This window comes from Streptomyces sp. NPDC006552 (genome assembly GCF_040611655.1).
In the GTDB taxonomy this organism is placed as follows: Bacteria; Actinomycetota; Actinomycetes; order Streptomycetales; family Streptomycetaceae; genus Streptomyces.
In genome coordinates this window covers 142,415-163,399 of sequence record NZ_JBEXOS010000003.1, presented here as the reverse complement: position 1 = coordinate 163,399, position 20,985 = coordinate 142,415, and the positions used below count along the sequence as shown (strand labels likewise).

Genomic DNA, 20,985 nt, shown 5'->3' with positions numbered 1-20,985 from the left:
ATCGGTGCGTACGGCCCCCTGTCGCGCGGGAGTCGACCCGTGTACCTTCCGCGCCATGCCGATATCTGCCAGACGCAGCCACCGCCTCTGGAGAACGTTCGCCGGCGCGGCCACCGCGGCCCTGCTCGCCGTTCTCGTCGCCCCCGGTGCCGCCCAGGCGGCCCCCGCCGCCCGGGTCTCCCAGCCCGTCTACTCGTACGGGAACGCGATCCGCGAGTCCGTCTGGGTCGACACCCGCGTCGACGGGGACGACGACGGGAGGACCGACCGGGTCGCCGTCGACATCGTCCGCCCGCGCGAACCCGCCGCGCAGGGCCGCAAGATACCCGTGATCATGGACGCCAGCCCGTACTACTCCTGCTGCGGACGCGGCAACGAGTCGCAGCTGAAGACGTACGACGCGAACGGCGACGTCGTGCAGATGCCGCTCTACTACGACAACTACTTCGTGCCCCGCGGCTACGCGTTCGTCGCCGTCGACCTGGCCGGCACCAACCGCTCCGACGGCTGCGTCGACGTCGGCGGCCGCTCCGACGTCCAGTCCGCCAAGGCCGTCGTCGACTGGCTGAACGGCCGCGCCAAGGGGTACACCACCCGCACCGGCGGCGAGCGCGCCGGGGCCGGCTGGACCAACGGCCGCACCGGCATGATCGGCAAGAGCTACGACGGCACCATCGCCAACGGCGTCGCCGCCACCGGCGTCGAGGGCCTGAAGACCATCGTCCCGATCAGCGCGATCTCCTCCTGGTACGACTACTACTTCCAGCAGGGCGCCCCGCTCTACGACTCCGGCCCCGAGTGGCTCTCCGACTACGTCGAAAGCCCCGAGGCCCGCGCCCGCTGCGCCGCCGTCCAGAAGCGACTTGTCGACGAAGCGCCCCGCAGCGGTGACTGGACCTCCCTGTGGCAGGAGCGTGACTACGTCAAGGACGCCCACAAGGTGAAGGCCAGCGTCTTCGTCGCCCACGGCATGCAGGACCTGAACGTCCGCGCCAAGCACTTCGGGCAGTGGTGGGACGCGCTCGCCCGACACGGCGTCGAGCGCAAGATCTGGCTCTCCCAGACCGGCCACGTCGACCCGTTCGACTACCGCCGCGACGCCTGGGTCACCACCTTGCACCGCTGGTTCGACCATGAACTCCTCGGCTACGACAACGGCATCGACCGCGAGCCCATGGCCGACATCGAGCGCACCCCCGACCACTGGAGCACCGACCGGGTCTGGCCCGCGCGCACCGCCGCCCCGACCACGCTGCGCCCCGGCACGGGCACCGCCCCGGGTGTCGGCACCCTCGGTCTGAAGGCCGGCCGCGGCACCGAGACGTTCACCGACGACCCGGCCCTGAGCGAGACCGACTGGGCCGCGCGGACCGACGCCCCGACCCCCGGCAAGGCCGGTTTCATCAGCCGCCCGCTCGGCAAGGACCTGCGCCTGTCCGGTTCCTCGAAGGTGACGGTCACCGCGACCCCGACCACCGCGAGCGCACACCTGAGCGCCGTCCTGGTCGACCTCGGCCCGGCCACCGTCCGCGACTACGCGGGCGCGGGCGAAGGCATCACGACCCTCACCGACCGCAGCTGCTACGGCCCCAGTACCGCCGGGGACAGTTCCTGCTACCTGACCACCCGGGCCGCCACCGAGGACGTCAACTCCACGGTCTTCAGCCGCGGCTGGGCCGACCTCGGCACGTATGCGAACCCGGACAAGGGCCGCCCGCTGACCCCCGGCAAGGCGTACACGCTCACGCTCCAGCTCGCCGCCAGCGACCACGTCGTGCCCAAGGGCCACCGGCTCGCCCTGATCGTCGCCGGGACGGACAAGGACCTCATCGACCCGCCGTCGACCAGGCCGACCCTGACCGTCGACCTGTCGCGCACAGTGGCCCGCGTCCCCGTCGTCGGCGGCGCCCGCGCCTTCGCGGCGGCCACCGCCGGGTCCCACCGCGCCACCCCGCACGCGACCGGCGCCGACGGCGTCAGCCCCTACCGTCAGGCCCGCCCCGTCCCCGGAGGCAGCACCGGATGAATCCGCGCAAGCGCACCCTCGCCCTGACCACCGCCGCCGTCGCGGCGCTCGCCGCGCCCCTCGTGGCGAGCGCCCCCGCGCAGGCGACGGCCACCGTGCCCCGGACCGGCTTCGAGCGGACGAACGGCGCCCGCTGGACCAGCCAACCCGAGGAGCAAGAGCTGCTCGCCGCCGTCGACAAGGCGTCGGCGCGGGTCTCCGTCGCCCGTATCGGCACGACGAAGCAGGGCCGCCCCCTCCAGCTGGTGCGCGTCGGCGCGCCCCGCTCCGCCCGCACCGTGCTGCTGGTCTGCAGCCAGCACGGCGACGAACCCTCCGGCCGCGAGGCGTGCCTCACGCGCGTCCGCGACCTCGCCTACGCCAAGGACAAGGCCACCCGTGCCTTCCTGGCCCGCACCACCCTCCTCGTGGTGCCCACCGCCAACCCCGACGGCCGCGCCGCCGACACCCGCGGCAACTCCGACGGCATCGACATCAACCGCGACCACCTCGCCCTGAAGACGGCGGAGGCCCGCGCCATGGCGGCCGTCATCCGCGACCGCACACCCGACGTCATCTACGACCTGCACGAGTACGGGGCCACGCCCCAGTACTACGACAAGGCCCTGTTCGACCTGTGGCCGCGCAACCTCAACACCGACCCCGCGGTCCACGACGCGGCCGAGGAACTCTCCCTGGGCTACGTCCGGCCCGCCGCGAACGCCGCCGGGTACTCCACGGGCACGTACGGCATCTGGACCGACCCGGTCACCGGCGAGCCCGTCAAGCAGACCGCGGGCGACGGGCAGGAGCGCATCCTGCGCAACATGTCCGGGGTCAAACACGCGCTCGGTCTGCTCATCGAGAGCCGCGTCGACCCCGGCACCCCCGCCGAGGCGGCCGACGAGGCGCTCAACAACCGGCGCCGCCGCGACTCCCAACTCGCGGCGCTCGGCGGACTGTTCCGCTTCACCGGGGAGCAGGCCGGACGGATCGAGGCGGTGACCGACGTTGCCCGCGCCGCCGGGTACCGGGCGACGGGTCCGGTCTACCTCGGCGGCGCCGACAACGACCCGGCCGAACCCGCCGAGACCCTCCAGGACCCGCCCTGCGGCTACCACCTCACCGCCGCCCAGTTCGCCGAGTACCGGGACGAGTTGGCGCTGCACGGCATCACCGTGCGCAGGACGGGCGGGGGAGCGTACGTACCGCTGCGGCAGTCCGCGCGGGCGCTGGTGGCGCTGCTGCTCGACGCCCGCGCCCCGTACCACCTGGCGGAAGGGACGCCCGACACCCGCTGTTGAACAGGTGTGGGACGTGTCGGATGTGGTAGGCCCTGAGGGGTGTCAACCCCTCAGAAACCCGCACCCGACGCGTCCCCGCCCGCGCAGGACGCCCCCGGCGGCCGCGGCCCCGCCACCGACAGGATCGTGTTCGGTGTCACCGCCGTGCTCACCCTGGCCTTCGTGGTCTGGGGCTCCGTCGCGACCGACAACCTGGAGAGCGTCTCCACCAGAGCGCTGAAAGGGCTGATCCACAACGGCGGTTGGGCCTTCATGCTCGCCGCCACCGGCTTCGTCGTCTTCGCACTGTGGCTGGCCGTCAGCCGCTACGGGAAGATCACGCTGGGCAAGGAGGGCGAGGAACCGGAGTTCCGTACCGTCTCCTGGGTCGCCATGATGTTCAGCGCCGGCATGGGCATCGGCCTGATGTTCTACGGCGTGAGCGAACCCCTCGCACACTTCACGACGCCCCCGCCGGGCACCGACCCGGCCGACCCCGCCGACGCCATGCAGACCGCGATGGCGACCACCCTCTTCCACTGGACGCTGCACCCCTGGGCGATCTACGCGGTCGTCGGACTCGCCATCGCCTACAGCACCTTCCGGCGGCGCAGGCGGCAGACGATCTCCTCCGTCTTCGTGCCGCTCATCGGCGAGAAGCACGCCCACGGGGCGTGGGGCCGGGTCATCGACATCATCGCGATCTTCGCCACGCTCTTCGGCTCGGCGGCCTCCCTCGGCCTCGGCGCGCTGCAGATCGGCTCCGGATTCGAGGAGCTGGACTGGATGGACAAGGCCGGCACCGGGCTGCTCGTCTCCATCATCGCCGTCCTGACCGTGGCGTTCGTCGCCTCGGCGGTCTCCGGCGTGGAGAAGGGCATCCAGTGGCTGTCGAACATCAACATGGTGCTCGCGCTCATCCTGGCGGTCTTCGTCTTCGTGGCCGGGCCCACGATCACCGTCCTGGACCTGCTGCCCACCTCGCTCGGCTCCTACCTCGGCGACCTGCCCCAGCTCATCGGCCGCACCGAGGCCTCCAGCGGCAAGGGCGTCGCCGACTGGCTCGGCAGCTGGACCGTCTTCTACTGGGCGTGGTGGATCTCCTGGACGCCCTTCGTCGGCATGTTCATCGCGCGCATCAGCCGCGGCCGCACCATCCGCCAGTTCGTCGGCGGCGTCATCCTCGTCCCGTCCACGGTGAGCCTGCTCTGGTTCGCGATCTTCGGCGGTACGGCGATGAAGATGCAGGAGCACGGGCAGCTCACCGGGGCCACCACCCAGGAGGCCCAGCTCTTCGGCGTGCTGCACGAGTTCCCGATCGCCACCGCCACGAGCCTGCTCGTCATGATTCTCGTCGGCATCTTCTTCGTCTCCGGCGCGGACGCCGCGTCGATCGTCATGGGCACCCTGTCGCAGCGGGGCGCGCTCGAACCCGGCCGGTTCGTCGTCGTCTTCTGGGGCGTGGTGACGGGCGCGGTGGCCGCCGTCATGCTGCTCATCGGCAACGGCTCGGGGAACGCGCTGACCGGCCTGCAGAACCTCACCATCCTGGTGGCGGCCCCCTTCACCCTGGTGATGATCGGCATGTGCGTCGCCCTCATGCGCGACCTGCGCCAGGACCCGCTCATCGTCCGCGGCGACATGGGCACCGAGGTCGTCGCCGCGGCCGTGGTCGCCGGGCACGAGAAGTACGGCGGCGAGTTCGAGATCACCATCGGCCCCGGTGAGGGCCTGGAGACGGAGGGCGACCCCCTGGAGAAGCACTGAGGTCCGACGGGACGCCGCCGTCCGCCCGGCGCCGGCGTCCCGATTAGGATCACATCCCTGATGACTGCCACCCTCGTAGCCAAGAACCTCGCCGCCGGACACGGGGACCGGGCCCTGTTCGCCGGGCTCGACCTCGTCGTCGCTCCCGGCGACGTGATCGGACTCGTCGGCGCCAACGGAGCCGGCAAATCCACCCTCCTGCGCCTCCTCGCCGGCCTCACCGCCCCGGAGGAGGGCGACCTGCGGCTCTCCCCGCCGAGCGCGACCGTCGGCCACCTCCCGCAGGAACCGGAGCGCAGGCCCGGCGAGAGCATCCGGCAGTTCCTCGCCCGCCGCACCGGCGTGGACGAGGCCCAGCGCCGCATGGACGAGGCCACCCAGGCCCTCGTCGACGGGGCCCCGGGCGCCGACGACGCGTACGCGGGCAGCCTGGAGCGCTGGCTGGACCTGGGCGGCGCCGACCTCGACGAGCGCGCCGAGGAGGTCGCTGCCCAGCTCGGCCTGGGCGTGGACCTCGACCAGACGATGACCTCGCTCTCCGGCGGCCAGGCCGCCCGCGCGGGCCTCGCCTCCCTGCTCCTGTCCCGCTACGACGTCTTCCTCCTGGACGAGCCGACCAACGACCTCGACCTGGCGGGCCTGGAGCGCCTGGAGGCGTTCGTCCGGGGCCTGCGCGCGGGCACCGTCGTCGTCAGCCACGACCGCGAGTTCCTCAGCCGCACGGTCACCAAGGTGCTGGAGCTGGACCTCGCCCAGCAGCAGATCAACCTCTACGGCGGCGGTTACGACGCCTACCTGGAGGAGCGCGACGTCGCCCGGCGCCACGCGCGCGAGGAGTTCGAGGAGTACGCCGACAAGAAGTCGGCGCTGGAAGGCCGCGCCCAGATGCAGCGGGGCTGGATGGACAAGGGCGTCAAGAACGCCCGGCGCAAGGCGACCGACAACGACAAGATCGGCCGCAAGTTCCGCAGCGAGGCCAGCGAGAAGCAGGCCGCCAAGGCGCGCCAGACACAGCGCATGATCGAGCGGCTCGACGTCGTCGACGAGCCCCGCAAGGAGTGGGAGCTGCGCATGGAGATCGCGGCGGCGCCCCGCTCCGGCGCGGTCGTCGCCTCCCTCCGGGACGCCGTGCTGCGGCGCGGGGACTTCACGTTCGGCCCGGTGACGCTCCAGGTCGACTGGGCCGACCGTGTCGCGATCACCGGCGTGAACGGCTCCGGCAAGTCGACGCTGCTGGGCGCCCTGCTCGGCCGGCTCCCGCTCGACTCGGGGCACGCGACGCTCGGCTCCGGCGTCGTGGTCGGCGAGGTCGACCAGGCCCGCGCCCTCTTCCACGGCCCGGAGACGCTGCTCGACGCGTTCTGCGCGGCCGTCCCCGAGACGGAACCGGCCGAGGTCCGTACCCTGCTCGCCAAGTTCGGCCTGAAGGCCGAGCACGTCCTGCGCCCGGCCGCGACCCTCTCACCCGGCGAGCGCACCCGCGCCGCCCTCGCCCTGCTCCAGGGCAAGGGCGTCAACCTGCTGGTCCTGGACGAGCCGACCAACCACCTGGACCTGCCCGCCATCGAGCAGCTGGAGTCGGCCCTGGACTCGTACCACGGCACGCTGCTGCTGGTCACGCACGACCGCAGGATGCTGGAAGCGGTCCGCACGACGCGCCGCTTCGAAGTGAACGCCGGAAAAGTGACAGCCGCCTAGGGGCGCGGGGAACTGCGCGCTCAGCCACGAGCCGACGCGCAGCTCCCCACTTCCCTTGCCGCGACGGCGCTTACGCCAGCCCCGCCTTGCGCAACGCATCCAGCATCGCGGAGTTGGCAGGCGCCGGAGCAGTCCGCCCCTTGCCCTTGCCGCCACCGGAAGCGCCACCACCGGAAGTGCCACCACCGGAGTTGCCACCGGCATGGGCGCTGCCCGAGCCGCCCCGGTTCTGCCGCGACTTCTGCTGAGGCGGCCGCTGCCTGCCACCCCGCTCACCCCCGGAGGGCGCGGCCTTCTCGTCGTCGAGCCGCAGCGTCAGCGAGATCCGCTTGCGCGCCACATCCACTTCGAGGACCTTGACCTTCACGATGTCGCCGGGCTTCACGACGTCCCGCGGGTCCTTCACGAACGTCCGGGACAGGGCCGAGACGTGGGCGAGGCCGTCCTGGTGCACGCCGATGTCGATGAACGCCCCGAACGCGGCCACGTTCGTCACGACGCCCTCCAGGATCATCCCCGGCTCCAGGTCGCCGATCTTCTCGACGCCCTCCTTGAAGGTGGCCGTTTTGAAGGCGGGCCGCGGGTCGCGCCCCGGCTTCTCCAGCTCCTTCAGGATGTCCGTCACGGTCGGCAGACCGAACGTGTCGTCCACGTACTCGGCCGGCTTCAGCGAGCGCAGCGTCCCCGTGTCGCCGATCAGCGAACCGACCGCGCCGCCGGTCGACTTGGCCATCCGCCGCACCAGCGGATACGCCTCGGGGTGCACGGCCGACGCGTCCAGCGGGTCGTCGCCGCCGCGGATGCGCAGGAAGCCCGCGCACTGCTCGTACGCCTTCGGACCGAGCCGCGCCACGTCCTTGAGGCCCTTGCGGTTGCCGAAGGGGCCGTTGGCGTCGCGGTGCGCCACGATGTTCTCCGCGAGTCCCGCGCCGATGCCGGAGACCCGGGCGAGCAGCGGGGCGGAGGCGGTGTTGACGTCCACCCCCACGCCGTTCACACAGTCCTCGACCACCGCGTCCAGGGAGCGCGAGAGCTTCACCTCGCTGAGGTCGTGCTGGTACTGGCCGACGCCGATCGACTTCGGGTCGATCTTGACCAGTTCGGCGAGCGGGTCCTGGAGACGCCGGGCGATGGAGACGGCGCCGCGCAGCGACACGTCCATGTCCGGCAGCTCCTGCGAGGCGAACGCCGACGCCGAGTACACCGATGCCCCGGCCTCGGAGACCATCACCTTGGTGAGCCGCAACTCCGGGTGCTTGTCGATGAGTTCACCGGCGAGCTTGTCGGTCTCGCGGGACGCCGTGCCGTTGCCGATGGCGATCAGGTCGACCGCGTGCTCCTCGGCGAGCCGCGCCAGCTTCGCGATCGCCTCGTCCCAGCGGTTGGCCGGGACGTGCGGGTGGATGACGTCGGTCGCCACGACCTTGCCCGTCGCCTCCACGACCGCGACCTTCACGCCCGTACGGAAACCGGGGTCCAGCCCCAGCGTCGCGCGCGTGCCGGCGGGCGCGGCGAGCAGCAGGTCCCGCAGGTTCGCCGCGAAGACCTTGACCGCCTCGTCCTCGGCGGCCGTGCGCAGCCGCAGCCGCAGATCGATGCCGAGGTGCACCAGGATGCGCGTGCGCCAGGACCAGCGGACCGTGTCCGCGAGCCACTTGTCGCCCGGCCGTCCCTGGTTCCGGATGCCGAACCGGCCGGCGATGATCGGCTCGTACGAGGACGGCCCGCCGTCCTCGGCCGGCTCCTCGGGCTCCAGGACCAGTTCGAGAGCGTCTTCCTTCTCGCCGCGCAGCATCGCCAGGACGCGGTGCGAGGGCAGCTCCGTGAAGGGCTGGGCGAAGTCGAAGTAGTCGGCGAACTTGGCCCCCGCCTCCTCCTTTCCGGACTTCACCTTCGCGACGAGCCGACCGCGGGTCCACATCCGCTCCCGCAGCTCACCGATGAGGTCGGCGTCCTCGGAGAACCGCTCGGTGAGGATGGCGCGGGCGCCGTCCAGCGCGGCCTGCGGATCGGCGACGCCCTTGTCGGCGTCGACGAAGGCCGCGGCGGCGGCCAGGGGCTCCACCGACGGGTCCCCGAACAGGCCGTCCGCCAGCGGCTCCAGACCCGCCTCGCGCGCGATCTGCGCCTTCGTGCGCCGCTTCGGCTTGAAGGGCAGGTAGATGTCCTCCAGGCGCGCCTTGGTGTCGGCGGCGCGGATCCGCGCCGCCAGCTCCTCGGTGAGCTTGCCCTGCTCGCGCACCGAGTCGAGGACCGACGCGCGCCGCTCCTCCAGTTCGCGCAGGTAGCGCAGCCGCTCCTCCAGGGTGCGCAGCTGCGCGTCGTCGAGGGACTCCGTCGCCTCCTTGCGGTAGCGGGCGATGAAGGGCACCGTCGAACCGCCGTCCAGCAGCTCCACGGCGGCCTTCACCTGCCGCTCCCGTACGCCGAGTTCCTCGGCGATCCTGCCTTCGATGGACCCAACAGTGGGTGTCGCCACGATCCCGTACCGCCTATGTCGAATGAGGTTGCGCGGCAATTGTGGCAGGCGGCACCGACAACAGGGGATCAGGGCGCGGAGCCGCGCGCCGGTCAGGCGGCTTTGCCGATGAGGTCCTCGGGGAACGCCCCGTTGCCCAGCGCCGCTCCGGCGAAGCCCGTGGCCAGTTCGGTCAGCCGGGCCGTGCCCGCCTCGCCGAGGTGCTCGTAGGGCGCCCGGTCGAGGGCGTCCGTGCGCTCCTCCAGGGCGGCCCGCAGCGCGACGCCCTCCTCGGTGAGCGTCAGCTCCCCGTCACGGGTGAGCAGGTTCCGCGCGCGCAGCCGCTCGGCCGCCTCGTCGAACTCGCCGCGGGTCCAGCCGCGCGTGGTGAGCAGCCACTTCGGGGCCATGCCCTTGCCGGTCGCGACATGGCTGACGAGCGCCTCCACCGGGTCGAGATCCGCGGCGAGCAGCGCGGCGAGGTGCCCGTCGCCGCGGTGCTCGCGCAGCAGCGTGGTCGCGTGCCAGTACGCGAGGTGCGGCTCCTGCGGGACGGGCAGGTCCGCGTGGGCCGCGTACAGGGGGCGGGCGTGCCGCGTGCAGCCCTCCGTGGCGCGCAGCGCCAGCCGGGCCGCCTCCGCCATCTCCGCGGAGGCGAGCGCCTCCTCGCCGAGCAGCCGCCGCAGGGTGGAGTCGACGGCACGCGCGCGTGCCGCGAGCACTGCCCGCGGCGACGCCACCTCCCACACGGCCGGCACGTGCCGGGCCACCAGGTCGTGCTTGAAGTTGTAGAAGGCGGCGGTCACCGTCCCGGCGCCGACGGCGCCCATCGCCGCGGCACGCGCCGCGAAGTAGGCGGCGCTGCGGTCCTCGATCCCGATGGCGGCCATCTCCGCGGCCAGGTCGGGCGAGAAGTAATGCGTGGAGTGGAACGGGTTGAGGACGTTGTGACAGCGGCGGGCGGCGCGCAGGCGCGGGTCAGGGCTCATCCCCGTACGTTACCGACCGGTTGGTACGGGGTGGAGTGCGGGGCGGCGGACGACGGCAGGAAAGGTGGGGTATTCGTCATTGCGGCCCTGTGCGTGGCCCGCGAAGAATGAGGTCCATGCCGCCCCGCACCGTGCTCGTCCTCCTCTACGACGGCGTCCAGAGCCTGGACGTCACCGGCCCCGTCGAGGTCTTCACCGGCGCCACGCTCGCCGTGGGCCCCGCCGACCCCGGCTACCGCGTGCGCACCGCCTCCCTCGACGGCGCCGCCGTGCGGACGTCCAGCGGTCTGACCCTGGTCCCGGACCACGCCCTCGCCGGCGCCCCCGCCCCGCACACGGTGCTGGTCCCCGGCGGCGAGGGCACCCGCAGGCCCGATCCGCGGCTCACCGACTGGCTGCGGGCACACGCGCCGGCCGCCGAGCGGATCGTCTCGGTCTGCACCGGCGCGCTCCTCCTCGCGCGGGCCGGCCTGCTGGACGGCCGCCGGGCCACCACGCACTGGGCGTACTGCGCGCTGCTCGCCCGCGACCACCCCCGGGTCGAGGTCGACCCGGACCCCATCTTCGTCCGCGACGGGAACGTGGCCACGTCCGCCGGAGTGAGCGCCGGCATCGACCTCGCCCTCGCGCTCGTCGAGGAGGACCACGGCCGCGACACGGCGCTGACGGTCGCCCGCCACCTGGTCGTCTTCCTGCGGCGACCCGGGAACCAGGCCCAGTTCAGCGCCCAGCTCGCCGCGCAGACGGCTCGCAGGGAACCGCTGCGCGAGGTCCAGCAGTGGATCACCGAGCACCCCGAGGCCGACCTGAGCGTGGAGTCGCTGGCGGCCCGCGCCCGCCTGTCGCCGCGCCACTTCGCCCGCGCCTTCCAGGCCGAGACCGGCCTGACCCCCGGCAGGTACGTGGAACGCGTCCGCGTCGAGCACGCCCGGCGCCTCCTGGAGGACACCTGCGACGGCGTCGAGGAGATCTCCCGCGCCGGCGGCTACGGCACACCGGAGGCGATGCGCCGCGCCTTCCTGAAGATCCTGGGCACGTCACCGGCCGAGTACCGCCGCCGGTTCCACACGCCCGCCTCCCCGCGCCGACCGGCCCGCCGGGCCGCCGCGTCCTGACGAGAGGAAACACCGTGCAGATCGCCGTCGTCCTGTTCGACCGCTTCACCGCGCTCGACGCCGTGGGCCCCTACGAGACCCTCGGCCGCCTCCCCGGCGCCGACCTCGTCTTCGTCGCCGAACACAGGGGCCCGGTCCGCAGCGACACGGGCGCCCTCGCGCTCACCGCGGACCGGACCCTGGAGGAGGTGACCCGCCCGGACATCGTGGTCGTCCCCGGCGGCCCGGGACAGAGCGCCCAGATGGCGAACGAGACCCTGCTCACCTGGCTGCGCACGGCCGACGCGGCCAGCACCTGGACCACCTCGGTGTGCACGGGCTCCCTCCTGCTCGCCGCCGCGGGCCTGCTGCGGGGGCGGCGCGCCACCTCGCACTGGCTCGCGCTGGACCTCCTGAAGGAGTTCGGGGCGCAGCCGGTGGAGGAACGCGTCGTCATCGCGGACAAGTACGTCACCGCGGCCGGCGTCTCGGCCGGCATCGACATGGGCCTGACGCTGCTCGGCAGGATCGCGGGCGACGAGCACGCACAGGCCGTGCAACTCCTGACCGAGTACGACCCGCAGCCGCCCTACGACGCCGGCTCGCCGCACAAGGCGCCCGCCCGGCTCGTCGAGGAGCTGCGCTCCGGGAGCCGGTTCAGCCTGACGTAGCCGGTACGGACCAGCCGAAACGCGGCGCCCTGCGCTCCAGGAAGGCGGCGACCCCCTCCGCGGTGTCGCCGCTGCCGCGCGCCTGCTCCCTCCAGTACGCGTCCCGGTCGGTGCGGCCGGCCGCGAACTCCTTCGCCGCCGCCTGCGTCAGCTGGGAGCGGCCGGCCAGGATGCGGGTGAACTCCGCGACACGCTCGTCCAGTTCCGCGCCGGGCCACACCTCGTCCAGCAGCCCGGTGCGCAGCGCCCGCTCGGTCGCGATCAACTCGCCGGAGAAAAGCAGGTACTTGGCGGTCGCGGGACCGGTCAGCGCCGCGAGACGGCGGGTCGAGGAGGCCGGGTAGACGATGCCGAGCTTCGCCGGAGTCACCCCGAAGAGGGCGTCCTCGGCGGCGAACCGCAGATCGCACGCCGCCGCCAGCTGACAGCCGCCGCCCACGCAGTAGCCCCGCACCACCGCGAGGGTCGGCTTCGGGAAGGCGGCGAGCGCCTCCTCCGCCGCGGCGGCCAGCTGTTGCGCGGCGCCCGCGCCCGCGGCGAGCGTGGAGATGTCCGCCCCGGCGCAGAACGTGTCCCCGGCGCCGGTGAGCACCAGCACCCGCACGTCCGGGTCGTCGCCGAGCGCCTTCAGCAGCGGTGGCAGCGCGGCCCACATCGGATCGGTCATGGCGTTGCGCTTGGCCGGATGGTCGATGACCAGGGTGGCGACCCCGTCGGTGACGGTGTACGTGAGCTGCGGCGCGGACGAGGAAGCCATGCGCCGGATGGTATCCGCCGGGCCCGCCCGGGCGAACAGGTGCCCGCGGCCCCGGACGGAACGCCGAAGAGAGCAGGAAAGCGGAACGGTCGCGACAAGGTCAGTCACACATTCGACGTGATCGGACACCCGTGGGCAGATTCCGCCGATTCCCGCTGACTTCTGGTCAGTAGTCCGGTCCGGACCTTCGGGGTGCCAACACTCGGAGGGTGGTGACAATCGAGCGCAGGGGCGGCGACCGGGCGATGGGTGACGACGGGCCGGGGGCCCGCGCACTTCCTGAGGGCGACCATGGAGCGCCTCCCGGGTGCGCGGCGCCGGGGCCGCTGCCGTACGAGGGCGTCTGGCGGTTCACGGCGCAGGCGGTCGACGCCTCCGTGCCCCAGGCCCGCCGGGCGGTGCGCGAGCTGCTCGTGCGGCAACAGGTGCCCGTCGACGAGGACCTGGTCCACGGCCTGCTCGTGATCGTCTCCGAGCTCGTCACGAACGCGGTGAAGCACGCCGCCCTGCTCTCTCCGATGCTGGCCGTGGAGGTCGCCGTCGGGGCGGAGTGGGTCCGGGTCTCCGTCGAGGACGACCACCCCTACCGGCCGACCGCGCTCGAAGCCACCAGCGGTCAGACCGGCGGCCGCGGGCTGCTGCTCGTCCGGGAGATCACCGCGGAGGCGGGCGGCGCCTGCGACGTCGAGCACACGGCGAGCGGGGGCAAGGTGATCTGGGCCGCCCTGCCCCTCAGCGGCTTTCGGTGAGTCCCCGTCGCCCGCGAGTTGGCTACCAGCCCGCGGCCGGGCCCGTCAGCTCCCGCACGGCCGGCCGCGCCGCGTCGAGCACGGTCATGAACCACGCCGAGAACGGATCCCGGCCGTGCCGCTCGAGCAGCTCCGCGGCGGTCACGAAGGCGGTCGCCCCGACCTCCTCCGGGTCGGGGGCCAGCGGCGCCTGCACCATTCCCACGAAAAGGTGATTGAACTCCTGCTCCACCAGACCCGATTCGGGGTCCGGGTGGTTGTAGCGCACGGTGCCGGCCTCCGCCATCAGCGACGGCGAGACACCCAGCTCCTCGAAGGTGCGCCGGGCGGCCGCCGCGAACGGGGCCTCGCCGGGGTACGGGTGACCGCAGCAGGTGTTCGACCACACGCCGGGGGAGTGGTACTTGCCGAGCGCCCGCTGCTGGAGCAGCAGCCGCCCCTGTTCGTCGAAGAGGAACACCGAGAACGCTCTGTGCAGGCGGCCGGGGGGCTGGTGGGCGGAGAGCTTCTCCGCGGTGCCGATCGTCCTGCCGTCCTCGTCGACGAGTTCCAGCAAGATCGCTTCTCCGGTGCCGTTCGACGAGCTGTGCGCCGCGGTGGCAGGTGTGGTCGGCATACCCATCCTTCGCTTCGGTCCTCGGCCCCCAGTCTGCCGTACGGAACGGGCAGTCCCCGACGCGGCCACGTCCCGCATGTCCCGTCCGGCCGCGTCACCGGCTCCGCGCGCACTGGGCAGGGGCTTGCACCGTGCGAGCGCGGTGTGACACCGGTGCTGCAGGCCGGGCCGCCGGTCTCGGCGGTCAGCAGCCAGTCAGTGGCAGAGCTTCGCCTCGTGCTCCGCATGGCCGGTCGGCTCCAGCTGGAAGGTGCAGTGCTCCACGTCGAAGTGGTCGCCGAGGCAGCCCTGCAGCTCGTGCAGGAGCTTCTCGTTGCCGATCGTGGTCAGCACGTCCTGGCTGACGACCACGTGCGCGGAGAGCACCGGCATCCCCGAGGTGATCGTCCAGGCGTGCAGGTCGTGGACGTCCTCGACCCCCGGCAGCGCCAGGATGTGCGAGCGCACCTGCGCCATGTCGACGCCCTTCGGGGCCGACTCCAGCAGCACGTTCAGCGTCTCGCGGAGCAGCTTCACCGTGCGCGGGACGATCATGACGCCGATGACCAGCGAGGCGATCGGGTCCGCGGCCTGCCAGCCCGTGGTCAGGATGACGACGGCGGAGATCAGCACCGCGAGGGACCCGAGGGCGTCCGCCGCCACCTCAAGGAAGGCGCCGCGCACGTTCAGGCTCTCCTGCTGGCCCTTGGCGAGCAGGGAGAGCGAGATCATGTTCGCCACCAGGCCGATGAGACCGTAGACGATGGTCAGACGGCCCGCCGTGTGCACCGGCTCCATGAAGCGCTGGACCGCCTCGTACAGGACGTAGCCGCCGACGCCGAGCAGCAGCAGGCAGTTGGCGAGCGCGGCCAGGATCTCGGCGCGCGCGTAGCCGAACGTGCGCTGGTCGCTGGCGGGGCGGTTGGCGAAGTGGATCGCGAGCAGGGCCATGGCCAGGCCCAGCGCGTCCGTGGCCATGTGCGCGGCGTCGGCGATCAGGGCGAGCGAGTCGGCCAGGAGGCCGCCGACGATCTCCACCACCATCACCGCCAGGGTGATCGAGAGCGCGATGCGCAGACGGCCCCGGTGGGCGGCCGCGGCGGTGCCGGTCGTCGGCCCGTGGCTGTGCCCGTGGTCGTGTCCGGCCCCCATGGAAACCGCCCTCCGTTCCGGTTCGCCGCCCGCAGCCGTGCGGGGCGGCGATCACAGTGAACTACGGGGGAGGGGTATCCGCAAACACGGCAGTGAACACCGTTGTCATCTGCCCTGACCTGCGAAAACGCCCGGTCCGCCGAGTTTTCGCATGCGCGCAGGTCAGGGCGGTGGCACGCTCACCCGGCGGCGGCCTCGGGATGGCGCAGGCACCAGCCGGCCCAGGCCGACTCGACCATCTCGCGCACTCCGCGCGTCGCCGTCCACCCGAGCTCCTTCTCGGCGCGTACCGAGGAGGCGACCGCGCGCGGCGCGTCGCCCGGGCGGCGCGGCTCGACCCGCGCGGGCGTGGGGTTGCCGGTGACGTCCGCGATCACGTCGACCAGCTCCCGCACCGAGACGCCCCGGCCGGTGCCGATGTTGAGGGTCAGGTCCCCGCGCGCGTCCGGCCGCGCCAGCCGGCGGGCCGCCGCCAGATGCGCCTCGGCGAGGTCGGCGACGTGGATGTAGTCGCGCACGCACGTGCCGTCCGGCGTCGGGTAGTCGTCACCGAAGATGCGCGGGGCCTCGCCGCGGGTGAGCCGGTCGAAGACCATCGGGACCACGTTGAAGACGCCGATGTCGGCGAGGCGCGGCTCGGTGGCGCCCGCCACGTTGAAGTAGCGCAGGCACACCGTCGCCATGCCGTGCGCATGCCCGGCGGCCCGCACCAGCCACTCGCCCGCCAGCTTCGTCTCGCCGTACGGGTTCACGGGGGCGCACGGGGTCGACTCGGTGATGAGGTCGGTGTCGGGGTTCCCGTACACCGCGGCGGACGAGGAGAAGACGAAGCGGCGCACGCCCGCCGCGGCGACCGTCTCCAGGAGCGTCGCGAGGCCGCCCACGTTGTCCCGGTAGTACGGCTCGGGCCGCTCGACGGATTCGCCGACCTGCTTGTGCGCGGCGAGGTGCACGACGCCGGTCACCTCGTGCTCGGCGCAGACCCGGCGCACCAGGTCGGCGTCGAGGGCCGAACCCCGTACGAGCGGAACCTGCGCGGGCAGCCGGTCGGGCACCCCGGACGTCACATTGTCGAGGACGACCACGCGCTCCCCGGCGCCGGCCATCGCCCGCGCCACGTGTGCCCCGATGTATCCGGCTCCGCCGGTGATCAGCCATGTCATGACGCACCACCCTAAGCGGGACAACCGTGGCCGCGGGTTTGTGGGCCGGGGCCTTGATCGTCAATGATGCACGGGCTGCCTGGACCACGCGGACCGCGTGGGACAGCGGCCCATCGGGCCGTGAACGGGCGGTGAACGGCCGCTGTGCACCATCCGATAGCCTCTGCCGACATGCCGCCCGGCCACCCCTCGCGGGGACCGTTCTGCCGGGCGCCTCCACCGTGCATGAGCCCGGCGCGCTCGCGTCGGCACCCAAGGAGTGAGTTCGTCTGTCGACCGCCATCGTCACCGGTCAGCCGGTTCCCGGGTCGCCCCTGGAGGGCGATCTGCGGACCCTCGGCTTCGACGTGCGACTCGCCCCGGACGCGGCGGGCGCCGAAGCGGCGCTCGCGGCCGTCCCCGGCGACCAGCGGGTCGCGGTCGTCGACGCGGGCTTCGTGGGCCACGTCCACGCCCTGCGCCTCGGCCTCACCGACCCCCGCTTCCCCGCGGCCGCCATCCCCGGCGCCGTCACCGCGCAGCCCGCGGGCCGCCCGGCCCTGCACCGGGCGGTCGAGGTGAGCGGCGCCGACCCCGACGCCGTGGCCGCGAGCCTGGAGGCGGCCGGCACCGACGTGCACCGCCCCGAGCTCGGCGACCTCGTCGCCGCGGTCCCCGCCGACCCGCAGGCCCGCAACGAGACCCGCCAGGCCGTCGCCGCCGTCGACGACGAGGCGATCCGGCTGCGCACCGCGGTCAAGGCGCGGGACGGCTTCTTCACCACGTACTGCATCAGCCCCTACTCCCGCTACCTCGCCCGCTGGTGCGCGCGGCGCGGCCTGACCCCGAACCAGGTCACCACCGCGTCGCTGCTCACCGCCCTGGTCGCGGCCGGCTGCGCGGCGACCGGGACCCGGCCCGGCTTCGTCGCCGCGGGGTTGCTGCTGCTCTTCTCCTTCGTCCTGGACTGCACCGACGGGCAGCTCGCCCGCTACTCCCTGCAGTACTCGACGCTCGGCGCCTGGCTCGACGCCACCTTCGACCGCGCCAAGGAGTACGCGTACTACGCGGGCCTCGCGCTCGGCGCGGCCAACGCGACCGGCGACGACGTATGGGCCCTGGCCCTCGGCGCGATGGTCCTCCAGACCTGCCGGCACGTCGTCGACTTCTCCTTCAACGAGGCGAATCACGACGCGAGCGCCAACACCAGCCCCACCGCCGCGCTCTCCGACAGGCTCGACAGCGTCGGCTGGACGGTCTGGGTGCGCCGGATGATCGTCCTGCCGATCGGCGAACGCTGGGCGCTGATCGCCGTCCTCACCGCGGTGACCACCCCCCGCATCACCTTCTACGTCCTGCTTGTCGGCTGCGCCCTCGCCGCCTGCTACACCACCGCGGGCCGCGTCCTGCGCTCGCTGACCCGCAAGGCACAGCGCACCCCGCGCGCCGCCCAGGCGCTCGCCGACCTCGCCGACACCGGCTGGCTCTCCGGCGGCACCATCCGCAAGCTGCGCGGCGGCGGGTACGCCGCCCCGCTGCTCGCCCTCCTCGCCGCCGCCCAGCTCGTGATCGACGCGGCGGTCACCGGCTACGGGTCCTGGAGCGTCTTCGCCTCGGCCTGCGTCTACGTGCTGCTCGCCTCGCTCGCCGTCTCCGGACCGCTCACCGGCCCCCTGGACTGGCTGGTCCCGCCGGTCTTCCGGGCCGCCGAGTACGGCACGGTGCTGCTGCTCGCCGCCGAGGCGGACGTGAACGGGGCGTTGCCCGCGGCTTTCGGGCTGGTGGCGGCCGTCGCCTACCATCACTACGACACGGTGTACCGCATCCGCGGTGGCACCGGCGCGCCCCCGCGATGGCTCGTCCAGGCCATCGGCGGGCACGACGGCAGAACGCTGCTGGTCACACTGGCGGCCGCGCTGCTCGCACCGACTGATTTCCCGCTCGCGCTCACGGTGCTCGCCGTGCTCGTGGCACTCGTGGTGCTCGCCGAGAGCATCCGCTTCTGGGTCGCGTCCGCTCGACGCGGAGCACCCGCCGTACACGATGAAGGAGAACCCGCATGATCGGCCTCGTCCTGGCCGCCGGCGCCGGCAGCCGGCTTCGCCCCTACACCGAGACGCTCCCCAAGGCGCTCGTGCCCGTCGCGGGCGAGGGAACCGAGAACGAGCTCTCCGTCCTCGACCTCACGCTCAAGAACTTCGCCGAGATCGGCCTCACGGAGGTCGGCATCATCGTCGGCTACCGCAAGGAGGTCGTGCACGAGCGGAAGGCCGCCCTGGAGGCGAAGTACGGCCTGAAGCTGACGCTGATCGAGAACGACATCGCCGAGAAGTGGAACAACGCCTACTCGCTGTGGTGCGGCCGTGACGCCATCAAGCACTCGGTGATCCTCGCCAACGGCGACACCGTGCACCCGGTCTCCGTCGAGAAGACGCTGCTCGCCGCCCGCGGCGACGGCAAGAAGATCATTCTCGCCCTGGACACGGTGAAGGACCTCGGCGAGGAGGAGATGAAGGTCGTCGTCGACCCCGAGCGCGGTGTCCAGAAGATCACGAAGCTGATGGACCCGGCCGAGGCCACCGGCGAGTACATCGGTCTCACCCTCATCGAGGGCGAGGCCGCCGACGAGCTGGCCGACGCTCTCAAGGCCACGTACGAGCGCGACCCGCAGCTGTACTACGAGGACGGCTACCAGGAGCTCGTCAACCGCGGCTTCAAGGTCGACGTCGCCCCGATCGGCGACGTGAAGTGGGTCGAGATCGACAACCACGAGGACCTCGCCAAGGCCCGGGAGATCGCGTGCCAGTACTGACGAGGCTCATCCCCTCGCCGGTCGTCGTCGACATCCGGCCGGGGGCGCTCAACGACCTGGCCGGGGTCCTCGCCGACCAGAGGATCTCGTCGTCCACGGGCCGTCTCGCCATCGCCATCAGCGGCGGGTCGGGCGCGGCGCTGCGGGCCCGCCTGGAGCCCTCGCTGCCCCGCGCCGACTGGTTCGAGGTCGGCGGCGGCACCCTCGACGACGCGATCCAGCTCGCCGACGACGTCAAGAAGGCCGGCCGCTACGACGCGATCGTCGGGCTCGGCGGCGGCAAGATCATCGACTGCGGCAAGTTCGCCGCGGCGCGGGTGGGCCTGCCGCTGGTCGCCGTCGCGACGAACCTGTCGCACGACGGCCTCTGCTCGCCCGTCGCGACCCTCGACAACGACGCGGGCCGCGGCTCCTACGGCGTGCCGAACCCCATAGCGGTCGTCATCGACCTCGACATCATCCGCGAGGCACCGGTCCGCTTCGTGCGCTCCGGTATCGGCGACGCCGTCTCCAACATCTCCGCCATCGCGGACTGGGAGCTGGCCGCCCGCGAGCGCGGCGAGGACATCGACGGGCTGGCCGCCGCCATGGCCCGCCAGGCCGGCGAGGCGGTGCTGCGCCACCCCGGCGGGGTCGGCGACGACGCCTTCCTCCAGGTCCTCGCCGAGGGGCTGGTCCTCACCGGCATCGCCATGTCGGTCTCCGGCGACTCGCGGCCCGCCTCCGGCGCCTGCCACGAGATCAACCACGCCTTCGACCTCCTCTACCCCAAGCGCGCCGCCAGCCACGGCGAGCAGTGCGGCCTGGGTGCTGCCTTCGCGATGCACCTGCGCGGTGCCCGCGAGGAGTCCGCCTACATGGTCTCGGTGCTGCGCCGCCACGGCCTGCCGGTGCTGCCCGACGAGATCGGCTTCACCGTGGAGGAGTTCGTCAAGGTCGTGGAGTTCGCTCCGCAGACCCGGCCGGGCCGCTACACGATCCTCGAACACCTCGCCCTCACCTCCGACCAGATCAGGGACGCCTACGCCGACTATGCACAAGCCATCGGTAGCTGAGCTCCGCCCGGTCGTTCACCCCGCGGGGGTGAAGGACCGACGCAGCGGCGAACACTGGGGCGGGCGGCTCTACATGCGCGAGATCTCGCTGCGTGTCGACCGCCACCTGGTGAACACCAAGGTCACGCCCAACCAGCTGACCTACCTGATGACCGTCTGCGGCGTCCTGGCCGCGCCCGCCCTGCTCGTGCCGGGCATCTGGGGCGCCGTCGTCGGCGTCGTCGCGGTCCAGCTGTACCTGCTGCTCGACTGTGTCGACGGTGAGATCGCCCGCTGGCGCAAGCAGTACTCGCTCACCGGCGTCTGGATGGACCGCGTCGGCGCGTACCTCACCGACGCCGCCGTCCTGGTCGGTTTCGGCCTGCGCGCCGCCGACCTGTTCGGCACCGGCCGTATCGACTGGCTGTGGGCCTTCCTCGGCACGCTCGCCGCGCTCGGCGCCATCCTGATCAAGGCCGAGACGGACCTGGTCGCTGTCGCCCGCGCGCAGAGCGGCCGCGAGCAGGTCAAGGAGTCCGCCTCCGAGATCAAGGCGTCCGGCATGGCGCTGGCCCGCAGGGCGGCGTCCGCGCTGAAGTTCCACCGCCTCATCCTCGGCATCGAGGCGACCCTGCTCATCCTGGTCCTCGCGATCGTCGACCAGATCCGCGGCGACCTGTTCTTCACGCGCCTCGGCGTGGCCGTGCTCGCGGGCATCGCGCTGCTGCAGACCCTGCTCCACCTCGTGTCCATCCTCGCGTCGAGCAGGCTGAAGTGAG

Annotated in this window: 17 protein-coding genes; 11 read left to right on the top strand and 6 right to left on the bottom strand. The window is 72.7% G+C overall.

What is annotated here, in order from left to right; translation table 11 throughout:
* Positions 1-55: 55 nt before the first annotated feature.
* The 4 genes from ABZY33_RS03215 to ABZY33_RS03200 all read left to right on the top strand — a co-directional run bounded on the left by ABZY33_RS03215 (position 56) and on the right by ABZY33_RS03200 (position 6,753).
* Complete coding sequence (locus ABZY33_RS03215; RefSeq protein WP_356489714.1) at positions 56-2,026, top strand: Xaa-Pro dipeptidyl-peptidase; 1,971 nt, start codon at positions 56-58, stop codon at positions 2,024-2,026.
* A complete protein-coding gene (locus ABZY33_RS03210; RefSeq protein WP_356489713.1) occupies positions 2,023-3,309 on the top strand; it encodes a M14 family metallocarboxypeptidase in 1,287 nt (428 codons plus the stop codon). The genes ABZY33_RS03215 and ABZY33_RS03210 overlap by 4 nt, the downstream gene beginning before the upstream one ends.
* A 126-nt stretch (positions 3,310-3,435) precedes the next feature.
* Complete coding sequence (locus ABZY33_RS03205) at positions 3,436-5,055, top strand: BCCT family transporter (RefSeq protein WP_356489785.1); 1,620 nt, start codon at positions 3,436-3,438, stop codon at positions 5,053-5,055.
* A 60-nt stretch (positions 5,056-5,115) separates the two neighbouring features.
* Complete coding sequence (locus ABZY33_RS03200) at positions 5,116-6,753, top strand: ABC-F family ATP-binding cassette domain-containing protein (RefSeq protein ID WP_356489712.1); 1,638 nt, start codon at positions 5,116-5,118, stop codon at positions 6,751-6,753.
* Between the two features lie 70 nt (positions 6,754-6,823).
* Here ABZY33_RS03200 and ABZY33_RS03195 read toward each other — a convergent pair whose 3' ends face one another.
* Together ABZY33_RS03195 and ABZY33_RS03190 are read right to left on the bottom strand one after the other, a co-directional pair.
* Entirely contained in the window at positions 6,824-9,232 is a 2,409-nt protein-coding gene (locus ABZY33_RS03195) for a Tex family protein (RefSeq protein ID WP_356489711.1), read from the bottom strand.
* A 92-nt stretch (positions 9,233-9,324) separates the two neighbouring features.
* Complete coding sequence (locus ABZY33_RS03190) at positions 9,325-10,200, bottom strand: hypothetical protein (protein WP_356489710.1); 876 nt, start codon at positions 10,198-10,200, stop codon at positions 9,325-9,327.
* A 116-nt stretch (positions 10,201-10,316) separates the two neighbouring features.
* On the opposite strand from ABZY33_RS03190, the gene ABZY33_RS03185 reads away from it, so the two are divergent.
* Positions 10,317-11,315, top strand: coding sequence for a GlxA family transcriptional regulator (locus ABZY33_RS03185; protein WP_356489709.1), 999 nt, complete (start codon positions 10,317-10,319; stop codon positions 11,313-11,315).
* A gap of 14 nt (positions 11,316-11,329) precedes the next feature.
* Entirely contained in the window at positions 11,330-11,965 is a 636-nt protein-coding gene (locus ABZY33_RS03180) for a DJ-1/PfpI family protein (RefSeq protein ID WP_356489708.1), read from the top strand.
* On the opposite strand, the gene ABZY33_RS03175 is transcribed toward ABZY33_RS03180, so the two are convergent.
* Positions 11,952-12,722 (bottom strand): enoyl-CoA hydratase/isomerase family protein, encoded by a 771-nt coding sequence (locus tag ABZY33_RS03175; RefSeq protein WP_356489707.1) that lies wholly within the window; start codon positions 12,720-12,722, stop codon positions 11,952-11,954. The genes ABZY33_RS03180 and ABZY33_RS03175 overlap by 14 nt on opposite strands.
* A 209-nt stretch (positions 12,723-12,931) precedes the next feature.
* On the opposite strand from ABZY33_RS03175, the gene ABZY33_RS03170 reads away from it, so the two are divergent.
* A complete protein-coding gene (locus ABZY33_RS03170) occupies positions 12,932-13,471 on the top strand; it encodes an ATP-binding protein (protein WP_356489706.1) in 540 nt (179 codons plus the stop codon).
* Between the two features lie 22 nt (positions 13,472-13,493).
* On the opposite strand, the gene idi is transcribed toward ABZY33_RS03170, so the two are convergent.
* From idi to galE, 3 genes are all read right to left on the bottom strand, one after another.
* On the bottom strand, positions 13,494-14,087 hold the full coding sequence (idi, locus tag ABZY33_RS03165; RefSeq protein ID WP_356489705.1) for an isopentenyl-diphosphate Delta-isomerase: 594 nt from the start codon (positions 14,085-14,087) through the stop codon (positions 13,494-13,496).
* A gap of 195 nt (positions 14,088-14,282) precedes the next feature.
* A complete protein-coding gene (locus ABZY33_RS03160) occupies positions 14,283-15,218 on the bottom strand; it encodes a cation diffusion facilitator family transporter (protein WP_356489704.1) in 936 nt (311 codons plus the stop codon).
* A gap of 179 nt (positions 15,219-15,397) precedes the next feature.
* A complete protein-coding gene (galE, locus tag ABZY33_RS03155; protein ID WP_356489703.1) occupies positions 15,398-16,381 on the bottom strand; it encodes a UDP-glucose 4-epimerase GalE in 984 nt (327 codons plus the stop codon).
* Between the two features lie 269 nt (positions 16,382-16,650).
* Here galE and ABZY33_RS03150 point away from each other — a divergent pair, with 269 nt between their 5' ends.
* From ABZY33_RS03150 to ABZY33_RS03135, 4 genes are read left to right on the top strand one after another with little or no spacing between them, the layout of a single operon-like run.
* Entirely contained in the window at positions 16,651-18,423 is a 1,773-nt protein-coding gene (locus ABZY33_RS03150; protein ID WP_356489784.1) for a DUF5941 domain-containing protein, read from the top strand.
* Complete coding sequence (locus ABZY33_RS03145) at positions 18,420-19,172, top strand: phosphocholine cytidylyltransferase family protein (protein ID WP_356489702.1); 753 nt, start codon at positions 18,420-18,422, stop codon at positions 19,170-19,172. Before ABZY33_RS03150 ends, ABZY33_RS03145 begins: the two co-directional genes overlap by 4 nt.
* A complete protein-coding gene (locus ABZY33_RS03140) occupies positions 19,160-20,227 on the top strand; it encodes an iron-containing alcohol dehydrogenase family protein (RefSeq protein WP_356489701.1) in 1,068 nt (355 codons plus the stop codon). The genes ABZY33_RS03145 and ABZY33_RS03140 overlap by 13 nt, the downstream gene beginning before the upstream one ends.
* Positions 20,205-20,984 carry a CDP-alcohol phosphatidyltransferase family protein gene (locus ABZY33_RS03135; protein ID WP_356489700.1) on the top strand — a complete coding sequence of 260 codons (780 nt, stop codon included), beginning with the start codon at positions 20,205-20,207 and terminating at the stop codon, positions 20,982-20,984. The genes ABZY33_RS03140 and ABZY33_RS03135 overlap by 23 nt, the downstream gene beginning before the upstream one ends.
* Position 20,985 lies beyond the last annotated feature (1 nt).